General features: G+C 68.8%; 15 protein-coding genes. 5 read left to right on the forward strand and 10 right to left on the reverse strand.

Features of this window, described 5'->3' with window-relative positions; translation table 11 throughout:
* From AB0F41_RS14615 to AB0F41_RS14630, 4 genes are all read right to left on the reverse strand, one after another.
* Entirely contained in the window at positions 1-576 is a 576-nt protein-coding gene (locus AB0F41_RS14615; RefSeq protein WP_357423800.1) for a hypothetical protein, read from the reverse strand.
* 295 nt (positions 577-871) lie between these two features.
* Positions 872-1,912 carry an aldo/keto reductase gene (locus AB0F41_RS14620; RefSeq protein WP_357423802.1) on the reverse strand — a complete coding sequence of 347 codons (1,041 nt, stop codon included), beginning with the start codon at positions 1,910-1,912 and terminating at the stop codon, positions 872-874.
* Positions 1,913-1,956: 44 nt separating this feature from the next.
* Positions 1,957-2,376: a MerR family transcriptional regulator gene (locus tag AB0F41_RS14625; RefSeq protein WP_357423804.1), complete on the reverse strand. Its 420-nt coding sequence runs from the start codon at positions 2,374-2,376 to the stop codon at positions 1,957-1,959.
* Position 2,377: 1 nt separating this feature from the next.
* The gene (locus tag AB0F41_RS14630) at positions 2,378-3,880 is read right to left on the reverse strand and encodes a SulP family inorganic anion transporter (protein WP_357423806.1); all 1,503 of its coding nucleotides are present in this window, start codon (positions 3,878-3,880) and stop codon (positions 2,378-2,380) included.
* 261 nt (positions 3,881-4,141) lie between these two features.
* Between AB0F41_RS14630 and AB0F41_RS14635 the strand changes: the two genes are divergently transcribed.
* Positions 4,142-4,549, forward strand: coding sequence for a VOC family protein (locus tag AB0F41_RS14635; protein ID WP_357423808.1), 408 nt, complete (start codon positions 4,142-4,144; stop codon positions 4,547-4,549).
* Between the two features lie 199 nt (positions 4,550-4,748).
* Here AB0F41_RS14635 and AB0F41_RS14640 read toward each other — a convergent pair whose 3' ends face one another.
* From AB0F41_RS14640 to AB0F41_RS14650, 3 genes are all read right to left on the reverse strand, one after another.
* The gene (locus tag AB0F41_RS14640) at positions 4,749-5,087 is read right to left on the reverse strand and encodes a hypothetical protein (protein ID WP_357423810.1); all 339 of its coding nucleotides are present in this window, start codon (positions 5,085-5,087) and stop codon (positions 4,749-4,751) included.
* Positions 5,088-5,236: 149 nt separating this feature from the next.
* Complete coding sequence (locus tag AB0F41_RS14645; RefSeq protein ID WP_357423812.1) at positions 5,237-6,253, reverse strand: alpha/beta hydrolase family protein; 1,017 nt, start codon at positions 6,251-6,253, stop codon at positions 5,237-5,239.
* 246 nt (positions 6,254-6,499) lie between these two features.
* On the reverse strand, positions 6,500-7,939 hold the full coding sequence (locus AB0F41_RS14650; RefSeq protein WP_357423814.1) for an MFS transporter: 1,440 nt from the start codon (positions 7,937-7,939) through the stop codon (positions 6,500-6,502).
* 100 nt (positions 7,940-8,039) lie between these two features.
* Between AB0F41_RS14650 and AB0F41_RS14655 the strand changes: the two genes are divergently transcribed.
* From AB0F41_RS14655 to AB0F41_RS14670, 4 genes are all read left to right on the forward strand, one after another.
* The gene (locus AB0F41_RS14655; protein ID WP_357423816.1) at positions 8,040-8,429 is read left to right on the forward strand and encodes a MarR family transcriptional regulator; all 390 of its coding nucleotides are present in this window, start codon (positions 8,040-8,042) and stop codon (positions 8,427-8,429) included.
* A gap of 34 nt (positions 8,430-8,463) precedes the next feature.
* Positions 8,464-9,330 carry a methyltransferase domain-containing protein gene (locus tag AB0F41_RS14660; protein WP_357423818.1) on the forward strand — a complete coding sequence of 289 codons (867 nt, stop codon included), beginning with the start codon at positions 8,464-8,466 and terminating at the stop codon, positions 9,328-9,330.
* A gap of 95 nt (positions 9,331-9,425) precedes the next feature.
* Positions 9,426-9,566, forward strand: a complete 141-nt coding sequence (locus tag AB0F41_RS14665) for a hypothetical protein (protein WP_357423820.1) — start codon at positions 9,426-9,428, stop codon at positions 9,564-9,566.
* 143 nt (positions 9,567-9,709) lie between these two features.
* A complete protein-coding gene (locus AB0F41_RS14670) occupies positions 9,710-12,457 on the forward strand; it encodes an AAA family ATPase (protein ID WP_357423822.1) in 2,748 nt (915 codons plus the stop codon).
* A 99-nt stretch (positions 12,458-12,556) separates the two neighbouring features.
* Here AB0F41_RS14670 and AB0F41_RS14675 read toward each other — a convergent pair whose 3' ends face one another.
* The 3 genes from AB0F41_RS14675 to AB0F41_RS14685 form a co-directional block, all read right to left on the reverse strand.
* Positions 12,557-12,997, reverse strand: coding sequence for a PIN domain-containing protein (locus AB0F41_RS14675; protein ID WP_357423824.1), 441 nt, complete (start codon positions 12,995-12,997; stop codon positions 12,557-12,559).
* Positions 12,994-13,209: a type II toxin-antitoxin system VapB family antitoxin gene (locus AB0F41_RS14680; RefSeq protein WP_357423826.1), complete on the reverse strand. Its 216-nt coding sequence runs from the start codon at positions 13,207-13,209 to the stop codon at positions 12,994-12,996. The genes AB0F41_RS14675 and AB0F41_RS14680 overlap by 4 nt, the downstream gene beginning before the upstream one ends.
* A gap of 130 nt (positions 13,210-13,339) precedes the next feature.
* A complete protein-coding gene (locus AB0F41_RS14685; RefSeq protein ID WP_357423828.1) occupies positions 13,340-13,948 on the reverse strand; it encodes an SMI1/KNR4 family protein in 609 nt (202 codons plus the stop codon).
* Position 13,949 lies beyond the last annotated feature (1 nt).

A 13,949-nucleotide genomic window follows, 5' to 3' on the forward strand; every position in this document is an offset into this window, starting at 1 on the left:
TCATCTCCTCGTGCGGCGGACCGGTGCGCTGTCCGCGCTCTCGGCTCCGGCCCGCGGCCGACGCGATGTGGCCGACCTGCGCTCTCCGGATCGGGCGGAGGCCCGGGCGGGCTGCTCGGTCGTTCGGCGGCGAGCAGCCGTCGTTCGGCCGCGCGCCGGTGCCCGGCGCGGGCGTGCCTCGGGCTCGGCGTCCCCCTCGGTCGCTTTCTCGCCGTCGGCGGGTTCGTCTTCGCCGGTGTCCTCGTCGGCAGTTCCGGCGAGATCCTCCTCGTCGGGCTCCTCGGCGTCGCCGGGGTGCGGCTGCAACCGGGCGTTCAGCGCGTCGACGCGGTTGCCGGCGGCGGTGATGGCGGCCGTGCGGGCCGCGTCGAGCAACTCGCCGCGGACCGACTCGGTGATCTTGGCCAGCTCCGGCGAGGAGCCGACCAGCGAGGTTGCCCGCTCCCGCAACCCCTGCACCCCGTCCTGCCTGGCCAGGCCGAAGCCGGCGAGCATCAGGGCGAACTTCATCTTGCGGGTACGGCCCAGGACATAGCCGACTCCCACCGCCCCTGCCATCCTCATTCCGCACTTCATGACTTACTCCCTGCTCGGCGACGCCCGCTCACAAGGGGTGGGCTTTGATATAGCCACCGGAATGGAAATGTGGCCTACGACACTAAAGCGGTCTAGTCCGACCGTACGCCCCCGGGCGAGTCGGCGTAACCCGCCGGTCGGGTCGGCAGCGCGAAGATCCGAGGTCGTCGCTCCGTCGTCGGGACCGAGCACCTCACGAACGATGCCGCGTGCCGATCCGCCGCGCCGGTCTGCGCCACGAGCGATGGGTGTGGAGTCCGGTGTGCCGGTGCCGAGGAGGCCGGCGTCGATCAGCTCACCTATCGGGGTGCAGGACCTTGTCGGAGGCGCCGCGGAACTCGGCGGGGATGGCGTCCTGATGCCAGTGCGGGTAGATCAATTCGGGTGCGCTGACCCGATCCAGGAAATGCAGTTCGTCGGGTTCGAGTTCGATCTCGCCGGCCTGCAGGGTTTCGGCGAGCTGGTCCTCGTTGCGGGCGCCGACCACCAGCGAGCTGACGGCCGGACGGGTCAGCAGATAGGCGAGGGCGACCTGGGCGGGCAGGACGCCACGGGCGTCGGCGATCCGGACGAGCGCCTCGACGGTGTCGTAGAGCCGGTCCCGGTCGCGGATGGGCGGTTCGCTCGACCCGCCGACGTGACGCCCCTGCTCGGGCTGCCGGTCGCGCCGGTACTTGCCGGTGAGCAGCCCGCCCGCGAGCGGGCTCCACGCCATCACGCCCAGACCCTGGTCGACCGACAGCGGCAGCAGCTCGTATTCGGCGTCGCGGCTCTCCAATGAGTAGTAGACCTGATTGCTCACGAACCGCTGGTAGCCGTGCAGGTCGGAGACGGACAGGGCCTTCATCAGTTGCCAGCCCGCGTAATTGGAGACCCCGAGGTAGCGGACCTTGCCCGACTGCACGAGCGAGTCCAGCGCCTGCAGTGTCTCCTCGAGCGGGACCCGGCCGTCCCATTCGTGCACGTGATAGATATCCACGTGATCGGTGCGCAGCCGGCGCAGGCTTGCCTCGATGGCGCGGAGGATGTGGTGCCGGGACAGGCCGGCGTCGTTGGGGCCCGCGCCCACCGGGAAACGCACTTTGGTCGAGAGGACCACCGAGTCGCGGCGGGCGCCCAGCGCTTCACCGATGATTTCCTCCGAGCGCCCCTCGGCGTAGGCGTCGGCGGTGTCGATGACATTGACGCCCGCGTCGAGGCAGCGGTCGATCTGGCGACGGGCCTGCGGCAGGTCGATACACGACCATCCGGCCGGATCGGTATTGCCGAAAGTCGCGGTGCCCAGGGTGAACGTCGAGACCCGCAGACCCGAGTTGCCGAGCTGACGGTACTTCACGCGATGCCCCGTTCCTCGTCGGTGAAACTCCTGCCGCACCGACGCTACCGGCGCTCCGGAACCTGCCGCTCCGACACGCGCGCGGTGAGCAGCTCGGTGAATTCGCGGGCGTAGGCGAGTTGCCGGGCGAGCCGGTCGGCATTCTCGCGGGCCCTGTCGCGGTAGTCCAGCAGGTCGGCGTTCGCGGTTTCACGCTGCTCCGCGCCGACCGCCGGGTCGTCGAGGGTGGCGACGGCGTCGAGGAGTTGTTTCATCTCGGCGAGACTGAATCCCAGTGGTTTCATCCGGCGGATCACCAGCAGCCGGTCGATATCGGCCTCGGTGTAGAGCCGGAATCCGCCCGCCGACCGCGCCGAGGGCTGCACCAGGCCGACCTCGTCATAGTGGCGAATGGTTTTCAGCGACAGCTCGGTCCGCTCGGCGACCTGCCCGATCTGCAGGTACCCCGCGGTATCGCTCGGCATCTCAGTGCGCGGCGGTCAGGTGACCGGACAGTTGCCGGTGCCGGGCCACGGAGGCGGAATTCAGTCCGGTGATCTCCACCGTCTTACCCCTGGCGGCGTATTTGGTGGTGACCGCGTCCAGCGCGGCGACGGTCGAGGCGTCCCAGATATGCGTATCGGACATATCGATCACGATATTGGCCGGGTCGCCGGCGTAGTCGAACCGGTGCACGAGATCATTGCTGGAGGCGAAGAACAGTTCTCCGCGCACCTTGTAGACGCGCGTTCCGTCCGACTCCGCGTCGTCCACCGCGGCGACCTCGGTGAAATGCGCGACCCGTTGCGCGAAGGCGACCATGGCGGTGAGCACACCGGCGATAACGCCGAAGGCGAGGTTGTGGGTGGCCACCGTGACCGCGACCGTCACCAGCATCACCGTGGTCTCGGCGATCGGCATCCGGCGCAGGGTCCGCGGGTCGAGGGAATGCCAGTCCATGGTGCCCACCGACACCATGATCATCACCGCGACCAGTGCCGCCATCGGGATCTGCGCGACCGCCCCGCCCAGACCGACCACCAGGATCAGCAGGAACACACCGGCCAGGAAGGTGGAGATGCGGGTGCGGGCTCCGGAAACCTTGACGTTGATCATGGTCTGCCCGATCATCGCGCAGCCGCCCATCCCGCCGAAGAACCCGGTGACGATATTGGCGACGCCCTGGCCCCAGCCCTCCCGGGTCTTGTCCGAGGGTGTGTCGGTGATGTCGTCCACGAGTTTCGCGGTCATCAACGATTCCAGTAGGCCGACCAAGGCCATGGCCAAGGCGTACGGTGCGATGATCCGCAGGGTGTCCGGAGTGAACGGCACATCGGGCAGCAGTGGGACCGGCAGACTGGACGGCAACTCACCCTCGTCGCCCACATTCGGCACCTGGAGTGCGAAAACGAGTGTGATCGCGGTGAGTATCACGATCGCGACCAGTGGAGCGGGTACCGCGGTGGTCAGTTTCGGCAGGCCCACGATGATGGCGAGACCGGCCACCACCATCGGATACACCAGCCATGGCACCCCGAACAGGTGCGGAAGCTGGGCCACGAAGATCAGGATCGCGAGCGAGTTGACGAATCCGACCATCACGCTGCGCGGGATGAACCGCATCAGTTTCGCGACCCCGGCCGCGCTGAGCGCGATCTGGATGGCCCCGCCCAGGATCACCGTCGCGATCAGATAGTCGAGACCGTGATCGCGCACCACCGGACCGATCACGAGTGCGACCGCACCGGTGGCGGCCGAGATCATGGCGGGCCGGCCACCGGTGATCGCGATGGTGACGGCCATGGTGAACGAGGCGAACAGCCCGACCCGCGGGTCCACTCCGGCGATGATGGAGAACGAGATCGCTTCCGGAATCAGCGCGAGCGCCACCACCAGCCCCGCCAGTACTTCGGTGCGCAGCCGTCGCGGGCTGCGCAGGGCCGCTCGCACCGAGAACCCGGTGTTCCCGGCGGGGTGTGTCGTCGACACGATCGCTGACTCCGTTCACTGCGCACGAGTGGCCGGCGACGGTCGCCGGCGGGATTGTCGGGGAAGCCGAGTGGAGGAGGCACGCGCGGCACACCGCCGGGCGGTAACTCAGCGAACGGAACCCTACTCTCCCGTCGGGGGAGAGTTGCAACCCGGCGGGGCCGGAAGTGGCACACGCCTCAGTGGCGCCGGGGTGCAGTGCCGCGCCGGTGGAGACAAATATCCAAGTCGATGGGGTTCGTGGCTACCCATACTCGCCGTATGAGCATCGAGCAGATCATTCCGAAATTGATCGTCGAGGGCGCGGACGCGGCCATCGGATATTACGGTGAGGCCTTCGGCGCCACGCTTGTGCAGCGGCACGAAGCCGGCGGCCGCGTCGTATTCGCCGAACTCGACCTGCCCGGTGGGGAGACGTTCACGGTGAAGGATGCCGACGAGTTCGACCGCGATCCGATGCGGATCGGCGGGCGTGGCGTGCTGCTCACCGTGGTGACCGCGGACCCCGACGAGATCGCCCGGCGGATGGTGGTGGCGGGCGGTGAGGTGGTGTTCGAGGTCGCGGATCAGCCCTATGGTGCACGGCAGGGGCGGGTGCGGGACCCGTTCGGCCACGAATGGATCGTCGGTACGGCGATTCCGCGGCCGCCGGGCCCGGGCGACCGCTGACGGATCGCCGGCGGACCTCAGGTCGAAGTCGGCCGGCCCGATATGACCGAACCCCGGAAGCCTGGAACAGCTTCCGGGGTCCGGGGCACGGAGCGAATCCGTGACCTGCGCAGATTTGGTGGAGAGTTACGTTCCTCGTCGGCGCGGCCGCGCCCGGCGAACAGGGGCCGCGATCATCGAGAGGGAACGGGTGCGGCTGTTATTCGCCGCCGGCCGGAGCCTCGCCGTTGGCGGAACCCGACAGCAGCAGTGGCAGCAGCGGGAGCAGAACATCCGCGGATCCGGTGGCGGCGCCCGGCGTCTCGGGGGCCGGATCCGACGTCGACTGGGCCGGTCCCTGGGCGGAACCCGACAGCAGCAGCGGGAGCAGCGTCTCCGCCGAACCGGTGCCGGCCGGAGCCTCGGTGCCGTCGCCGGTGACGGGCGCCGCCTCGGTCAGAGGAAGAGGCGCGGCGTTCGCGGCACCTGTCGCCGCACCGACACCGGCGGCGGCGATGAAGACGGCACCGGCGAACGTACGGAATCTCTGGGCTCTCATTCGAGTCCTCTCGTTGTTATCCCGGATGGGATAGTGAGTGGTTACGCTCACATATGTAGCACCACGCGCATTGTGTTACAGACCAATTTCACTTTTCGCGCCGAGAGAACGAACGCCGTCGCACCGCCACCGCGGTGCGACGGCGGACATCAGTTCGGCGGCAGCCCCACCGACTGCGCGAGGAACGGCCAGGAGCTGCGCAGATCGTCTTCCCAGTAGCCCCACGAATGGGTGCCGACGGGCCGGTCGTTCAGGGTCACCGGGATATTCAGCTCCCGCAGGCGGTTGGTCAGGTTCAGGGTGCAGCCGCGGATGGCCGCTTCGATGGGCCCGCCGAACGCGATCTGCACCGGCAGCGGTATGCGGCCCTCCTGGACCCGCTTGTCGAACGGGGTGTCGTGCGGTGCGGCCGGAATACCGCTGCCGGTGCTGAGATAGACGGCGGTGCCGCGCAACCCCTCCGCGTTCACCAGCGGATCGTTGGCGCGCCACAGCGGGCCGTTGCTCGGGCCCCACATGTTCTCCACGCTCTGCCCACCGCCCCAGTTCTCCACCGTGAGCCGGACGAATTCGTGCCCGACGGGGTCGGAGGTCTGCGCGCAGCCGCTGTAGGAGGCGACGCTCTTCCAGAATCCGGGCTTGGCGATGGCCAGGTTCAGCACCGAGGTGCCGCTCATCGACACTCCCGCCAGCATCCGGTTGCCGTCGGCATTCAGGTGGCTCTCGATAACCGGTGGCAGCTCCTCGTTGAGGAAGGTCTGCCACTTGTTGTAGCCCAGGTTCGCGTCGTTGCGGATCCAGTCGGTGTAGTAGGAGTTGCTGCCGCCGTAGGGGGTGACGACATTGACGTCCTTCCCACTCAGATAGCCGAAGGCGTCGGTCTGTACATCCCAGCCGCTCTGGTTGGGGCCGCCGCCGGACCCGTTCAGGAGGTAGAGAGTCGGCCGCGACGGATTCTTCGCCCGGATCACCTGTATGGGGATGGCCCGGTTCATCGCGGGGGAGAACACGTTCACCACCTGCTGGGTGTCGCTCACCTGCTGCACCGAGACCACGCCGGGTTCGGCGGCCGCGGTACCGGTCGTGGCGAACAGTCCGGCCGCGCTGAGCGCGCCGGCGAGTAACAGGCGCAGGGCCGCGGTATGCATGGGTCGCGGGGTTCGCACTGGGGGATACCTCCCGTGTAGTCCTCGTCGTCGGCCGAACCGGATGAGCGTCGCGGCGCCCTGGTTCGGCATCCGAAGGAGTTCGCAGCGCATCCCCGTGCGGTTTGGTGTTTTTGCGGTCGGATGTTGCGACCCGATCCCCGAATCGACTCGCACGACGGCCGATGCAGTAGGCGCTATCCGATGGTGGGGACGCGAATGGGGCCGCCGATTCGGCGACCCCATCCGCTCGCGACCCGAAATCGCCTACGCGACTTCGGCGATGATCTGCCGGCGGCCCCGTATCGCGGTGGCCGAAGCCACCAGGCCGATGGCGGCGACCGCGGTGACCAGGTAGAGCCCGGGCCGGTAACCCGCGATCCCGTCGGTGGCGGCGTGGCCGATGAGGCCGGTGGCGATGGCGAGGACCACCGCGCCGCCGATCTGGAACGAGGTCTGGACGAGGCCGGAGGCCAGGCCCTGTTCGTGGTCGGCGATCCCTTCGGTGGCCTGCGACATCACCGCGGAGAAGCCGAGGGCGAAACCGAGTCCGAGGAGCAGGAAGGCGGGCAGGTAGTCGACCGCGTAGGCGGGGTCGGGGCTGCCGCCGCGGACCAGGAACCAGACGTAGCCGGCGACGAACGAGCCGAGGGCGGCGATGATCATCGGGGCGGTGCCGAAACGGTCGATCAGCTTACCCGCCATGGGGGAGAGGACGGCGACGATGATGCCGGCCGGGGCCATCGCCAGCGCCATCTGGAGCGGCTCCCACTGCAGGGTGTTCTGCAGGTACAGCGACACGATGGTCTGGAAGCTGAGGTAGGAGCCGAAGATGGCGAGGGCGGCCAGATTCGCCCGGACGATCGATGTCACCTTGAAGATGCTGAGCCGCACCAGTGGGTGGCTCACTCGTTTCTCGGTGACGAAGAACGCGCCGAGCAGGCCGACCGCGAGAACGGTGGTGGCGATGACCGTGGTCGTGAAACCGGTCTCCGGTGCGGTGACGATGGTGTAGACCGCCGCGAGCATTCCGCCGGTGAGCAGTGCAGCTCCGGTGAAATCGATACGGCCCTCTTCTTTCTCGATATTGCGGGGAACCACGATGTAGGCGGCGACCAGTACCAGGGCGACGACGGCGACGGGCATGTAGAAAGTGAGCCGCCAGTCGATACCGGTGAGCAGCCCGGACACGATCAGGCCGGAGGCGTAGCCGGTGGCGCCGAAGATGGTGAAGATGGACAGGGCCTTGTTGCGGTCGGGGCCCTCCTTGAAGGTCGTGGTGACGATCGACAGGGCGGCGGGTGCGGTGAAGGCGGCGGCGATGCCCTTCACGATCCGGGTGGCGATCAGCAGCCAGCCTTCGTCGACGATTCCGCCGACCAGTGAGGCGATACCGAAGACGACGAGGGCGGTCAGGAACACCTGGCGGCGGCCGAGCAGGTCGGCGGCGCGGCCACCGAGGAGCAGCAGGCCGCCATAGCCCAGGATGTAGCCGTTGACGATCCACTGCAGGGCGGAGGTGTCGAGGCCGAGGTCCTGGCCGATGGAGGGGAGCGCCACGCCGACCATGGAGACGTCGAGGGCGTCGAGGAACATCGCCAGTCCGGCGACGAAGAGGATCGCCCACAGCTTCGGTCCCCAGCGACCGGCGAGCGGTCCGGCAGACGTGGCGGCGAGGTTCTGCGGGGTAGTTGCGGTGAGGGTCACCCGAGAAAACTTAGATGCACGAGCATTGAATGTCAACGCATGTAATGCGATGGCATGAAATGTCTGTGCATTAAATGACTTGACATGCTAATCTCGGCTCATGTACCACGACTCCGACAACGATGTCTGCGCGAAGTGGTCCGAAACCCTGCGCCGCTACCACGTCACTTCTTGCGAACTGGAGAACGCGCTGCAGGCCGACCATCAGCTCGGGCTCAGTGAATTCGAACTCCTGCAGGTCCTCGGCGGGCGCTGCGGAGCGGCGGAATCCGCGAAGGTCAAGATGAAAGATATCGAAGCGGAGATGTACCTGAGCCAGAGCGCGCTGTCGCGCACCGTGACCAGGCTGGAGAAGGCCGGTCTGGTGGAGCGCGCGGCCTGCGACTTCGACCGCCGCGCCAACTTCCTCGCACTCACCGACGACGGCCGCGCCCGGTTGAACGACGCCCGCCCGACCCATCTCGAGGTGCTGCGTAAGCATCTGGGCTGACCCACCCCGCACACCGCGGGCTACCCTCGGGGTCATGCCGAGCGAGCACACCGTGCCGCCTGAGCGGACACCTTCGTTCCACCTCGACGCCCTCGCCGCCGACCGCGACGAGGGTGCGGCCCCGCCCGGCGACGATCCGATGGCGCTGCTCATCACCATGCTGGATCTCCAGGCGGAACTGCCCGGGATCCGGCGGATGCGGGAGTGGGGGAATCAGGTGCTGGCCGCCGGTCCGGGGGAGCGGGCGCTGGACGTGGGCTCGGGTACCGGCTCAGAGGTCGTGGACCTCGCGGCCCGGGTCGGCACGGAGGGGGAGGCGGTGGGGGTGGAACCCAATCCGGCGATGCTCGCCGTCGCCCGCGAACGCGCCGCCGCGGCCGGGATCCGCTGCCGGTTCGTGGCGGGCGACGCCTACCGCCTGCCCTTCGACGACGACACCTTCGACGCGGTGCGCTGCGAGCGGGTCTACCAGCATCTCGACGATCCGGCCGCCGCCACCGCCGAAATCGCCCGGGTACTGCGGCCGGGCGGGCGGGCCCTGCTGATCGACAGCGACTGGCAGACCGCGATTCTGCACCCCGGCGATACCGAGGTCATCGCGCGGATGACCGCGGCGATGCTCGCGGCCACCCCCAACGCGCGCGCCGGGCGCCTGCTGCGCGGACAGCTGCTCGCGGCGGGGTTCGAGTTCGACGATATGGGGTCGGAGGCGGTGATCTGGGATCCGGTGGCCGTGCGCCCGATGTTCGGGCAGCTGGGCGGCAGCGCCCTGGCGACCGGGGTGATCACCGAAGCGGAGTTCGAAGACCTGGTCACCCGCATCGACGCGGGCATAGCGTCCGGTGACCATCACCTCTCCGTGACGATGTTCGCGGTACTCGCCCATCTGCCCGCGCGTTGAGACCGCGATCCGCACGCCTATCCATCATGAGGTCCCGCCGCGGGCAACCGGCAGTATCGCGAGCCGACGGCGTCCGAGCCGGTTACCCTGAATCCATGCCGACAACAGTGCTGGTCATCGTTGCCCGGCACCATCGGGGAGTGGTTCCGCCGGGTTCCGGTATGCCGCGCGGGTCGCGGCGGGCGCAGCGCCGGGTGTCGTCGGCGGTGGCGGATCGCCGGTCACCGGATCCGTAAGCGACGCCCGTCGGCCGCGTAAGGCGTGGTCGAGGGTAAGCGGCCCGGTGTCGCGCCGGGTTCGCAGATGTTCTTCCGGTATGAGTTCAGGCGCGCTCGCCAGGGGCGGTCCGAGTCCGTTCGACAGACCGACGGGAGCACCCATGCAGCCGCGTGTTCCGGGACGAGACCGCGAATGCGAACAGCTCGACGAGTTGCTGCGCGCGGTGCGAGGTGGAGAGAGCCGGGCCCTCGTGATCCGGGGTGAGGCCGGAGTGGGCAAGACCCGGATGCTCGAGTACCTGGTCGATCACGCGCGCGGGTTCCGGGTGGCGCGGGTCACGAGCATCCAGTCCGAGATGGAACTGGCCTTCGCCGGTCTGCACCAGTTGTGCCTGTCGATGACGGATCGGCTCGATGAGCTACCCGGCGCCCAGCGTGCGGCCGTCGGCGCCGCGCTCGGCCTGGGTGCGGGCCACGCCCCCGATGGTTTCCTCGTCGCTCTCGGGGTGCTCGGCCTGCTGTCGGAAGCGGCCCGGGAACAACCGTTGCTCTGCGTCGTCGACGACGCCCAATGGCTCGACCGCGCCTCCCTGCAAACCCTGGCGTTCACCGCGCGGCGGCTGGGCGCCGAATCGGTGGCCCTCGTCTTCGCGGTCCGGGCGCAGGACCCCGCGGTGTCCGAACCGGCGGAACCGGTGGGCCTGCCCGAACTGCCGCTCCAGGGATTATCCGACCACGACGCGCGCGCCCTGCTGCGCGCCACCATCCCCGGACCGGTCGACGACCACGTCCTCGACCGGATCGTCGCCGAGACCCGCGGCAACCCGCTGGCGCTGCGGGAACTGCCCAAAACGTCGACCCTGGGTGAGCTGGCGGGCGGGTTCGGCCTCCCGGCCGCCCCCGCGATCAAGGCGCGCCTCCGCGACGCCTACCTGCGCCGGACGGCCGGACTGCCGCCGGAAACCCAGCATTTCCTGCTGGTCGCGGCCGCGGACCCGACCGGCGAACCGGCGCTGCTCTGGCTCGCCGCCGAGCGGTCCGGCATCGATATCGACGCCGCCGCCCCCGCCGTCGCGGCCGGTCTGGTGGAGATCGGCGACCGCGTCCGCTTCACCCATCCGATCGCCCGATCCGCCGTCTACTGGGCCGCCTCACCCGACGACCGGCGCAGCGCCCACCGCGCGCTCGCCGCCGCCACCGACCCCGCCACCGACCCCGACCGGCACGCCTGGCACGCCGCCTACGGCGCCTCGAACCCCGGGGAGGCGGTAGCCGCCGAACTGGAGCGTTCCGCCCTGCGCGCCCGCATCAGAGGCGGCGTCGCCGCGGCCGCGGCCTTCCTGGCCCGCGCGGTCGAACTGACCCCCGACCCGGACCGCCGCCGCACCCGCGCCCTGGCCGCCGCTCAGGCGACCCATGAGGCGGGCGACCCCGATACCGCGCTGAAACTGCTGTCCCTCGCCGAAGCCGGTCTCGACGACGACCGCCTGCACGCCGAAGCCGACCTGGTGCGCGCCCGGATCGCGTTCACCACCAATCGCGGCAGCGCCGCCCCCACTCTGCTGCTCGACGCCGCGAGCCGGCTCGCGCCGCACGATCCCGCCCACGCCCGGGAAACCTATCTGGAGGTCATCGACGCCGCGATCTTCGCCGGCCCCCAGTCCTACGACCGCGGCCAGAACGACGCCGCCCGCGCGGCCCGCGCCACTCCCGCCCCGCACCCGCCGCGCCCGGCCGATCTGCTGCTCGACGGCTGGGCCACCCGCATCCTCGACGGCCACCGCGCCGCGGTGCCCGCCCTCCGGCACGCCCTCGGCGCCTACCGCCGCCCCGAACTACAGCCCGAGGAAGCCCTGCGCCGACTGTGGCTCACCGCCGCGACCGCCGCCGGTCTGTGGGACCACGACACCCTCTCCGTGCTGAGCATCCGCAACCTCGACCTGGTCCGCAGCTCCGGCCTCGCCACCGCGTTACCCCTGGCCCTCACCGTGCGCTGCCTCGTCCACGTCATCGAGGGTGAACTCGCCGCCGCCGAAACAGCGGCCGCGGAAGTACGGACCGTCTCCGAAGCCGTCGGTACCGCCGCACCCCTCTACGCCGACCTCCTGGTCGCCGCCTGGCGCGGCCACGAAACCGAATGCCTCGACCTCGGCCGCCGCGCCGACGAAGGCGCCCTCCGCCGTGGCGAAGGTGTCGGCCCGGTGGTCAGCAGCTGGGCGCGCGCCCTGCTCTACAACAGCTTCGGTCGCTACGACGAAGCCGCCGAAGCCGCCCAGCAGGCCAACAAGGAATACGTCCAGCTCGAGGTGGGCATCCCCGTCTGGTCGCTGGTGGAATACATCGAAGCCGCCGCCCGCACCGGCGCCACCGACGAGGCCTACGCCGCCCTCACCCGCCTCACCGAGGTCACCGACCCCGCCGGTACCGACTGGGCCACCGGTATCGAAGCCCGTTCCCATGCCCTGCTCGCCACCGGATCCGCCGCCGAAACCCACTACCTGCACGCGATAGACAACCTCACCCGCACGACGGTGCGCGGCGAACTGGCCCGCGCCCACCTGGTCTACGGCGAATGGCTGCGCCGCGAACGACGCGGACATATCGCCCGCGAACATCTCCACACCGCCTACGAACTCTTCACCACCATGGGAATGGCGGGTTTCGCCCAGCGAGCGGCCCGCGAACTCGCCGCCACCGGCGAGAACATCCGGAAACCGGCCGCGGACACCGGAAACGAACTGACGGCGCAGGAAACCCAGGTGGTCCGGCTGGTGCGGGAAGGGCTCACCGATCCGGAGATCGGGTCCCGGTTGTTCATCAGTCCCCGCACGGTCGAATGGCACCTCCGCAAGATCTTCGCCAAGCTGGGGGTCGGCTCCCGCCGCGACCTGCACCCCCCGCCGCAGTGAATCCCCGGCCGGTGGCGGTTCGCACCGAAACCTCGGACTGTCGGGCGAGCCGAAAGCGGAATGATCGACAACATGGTCATCGACGGTCGCGCGGTGAGTTCAGGAGACCGAACCGCGAGGCACGATCCAATGCTGACGTAGACCGGGATACGCGGCGGAGATCAGTTCGAAGTGTTTGTCGTAGTGCAGGATTGTGGCGCCGTAGTGCACCGCGGTGGCCGCGATGAGGATATCGGTGGCCTGGGCGGACCGTCCTTGACCCGCCGCACACAGTTGCTGCCGGATAGAGCGGACGATCGGGTCGATGGCAGGGTCCATCGGAAGGTATCGGAACGCCTCGGTGTAGATGCGCAGGATTTTGTGGAGTTCGTCGGGGTTGCGGGCACTGAACGCGGCTTCGTCGGTGGTGACGGCGCAGGAGCAGATGACCCCGGCCGAGGCGTTGAGCCGTTCGAATGCCCGGCGTACCTGAACGTGGCGCTGGATTCGGGACACAGCGCTGTGGTCGGCCAGGTACAAGGCGCGAACTGTCGAGGTCACTGTGGTGGCTGCCGTTTGCTCTCTTCGGCGACTTCTTCCTCGGATAGGAATGGTTCGTGGTCGGCGAGCCACGTGATGGCGTCATGCTGCTGTTGCTGGCGGACGAGCAGTCGCAGGGCGGTGCGCACGGTCTCCGTCTTGGTCGCCCCGCCGGCGATCTGCCTGGCCTGCTCCATAAGTTCGTCCGGAATGTCTATCAGTGTTTTGGTCATGACACTCCAATCGGATATATAAATCTACTACCGAGTATATATCACCGGCCGGAGGGCGTCCGCGTGAACAGTCGCGCGGACGCCATGAGCCTCGAGGTTCCGGGCGGGTCGTCGGGAAGCACCTCGAGGTCTACATCTGCTTCAACGTGTCGATCTCGGTTCGGAGGAACGTCTTGAAATCGTCGTGCTCGGTGACGTCCCCGTAGGCGAACTCGTATACGGGCATGCTCGCCGTCTCAGGGGAGGGGGCGGCTTCGATGGCGAGGAAGTACTTGCCATCCCGGGTTCCGCCGATGACGAGCAGTTTGTCGAACGAGTCGATACCGACCCTGTCGGGGGTGAGTTCCGCGGCCTCGAGGAACACTCGGAGGCTTTCGGCGGGGATCGAGTCCCGTGCGATCTCGTCGAGCGGGAAGAAGGTGCTGGCGCCGGAGAAGTTCCGCCAGCCGTTGGCGTGGTGGAGCCACTGTGTGTACTGCTGATCGAAGTGGACTCCGAGGCGTTGTTCCGCGGCCTGGATGGCGGCGTCTGTCGCGGGCGGCTCGGGGCTGGTCAGCATCCACGTGTCGTCGACGCCGCCGGTTTTCTCCTTCTCGTACCAGGCCCGCTGCGCGTCGGTGAGTTCGGTGATCGCGGTTCGGCACCAATCGTCGGCGGGGGCCGGTCCTTGCGGGCCGGTGGAGGTGCAGGCCGTCGCCATCGCCGCGATGAGCAGCAGGGACACTCGCAAGACGTTCATG

The sequence above is a fragment of the Nocardia sp. NPDC024068 genome (assembly GCF_040638875.1).
Lineage (GTDB): Bacteria > Actinomycetota > Actinomycetes > Mycobacteriales > Mycobacteriaceae > Nocardia.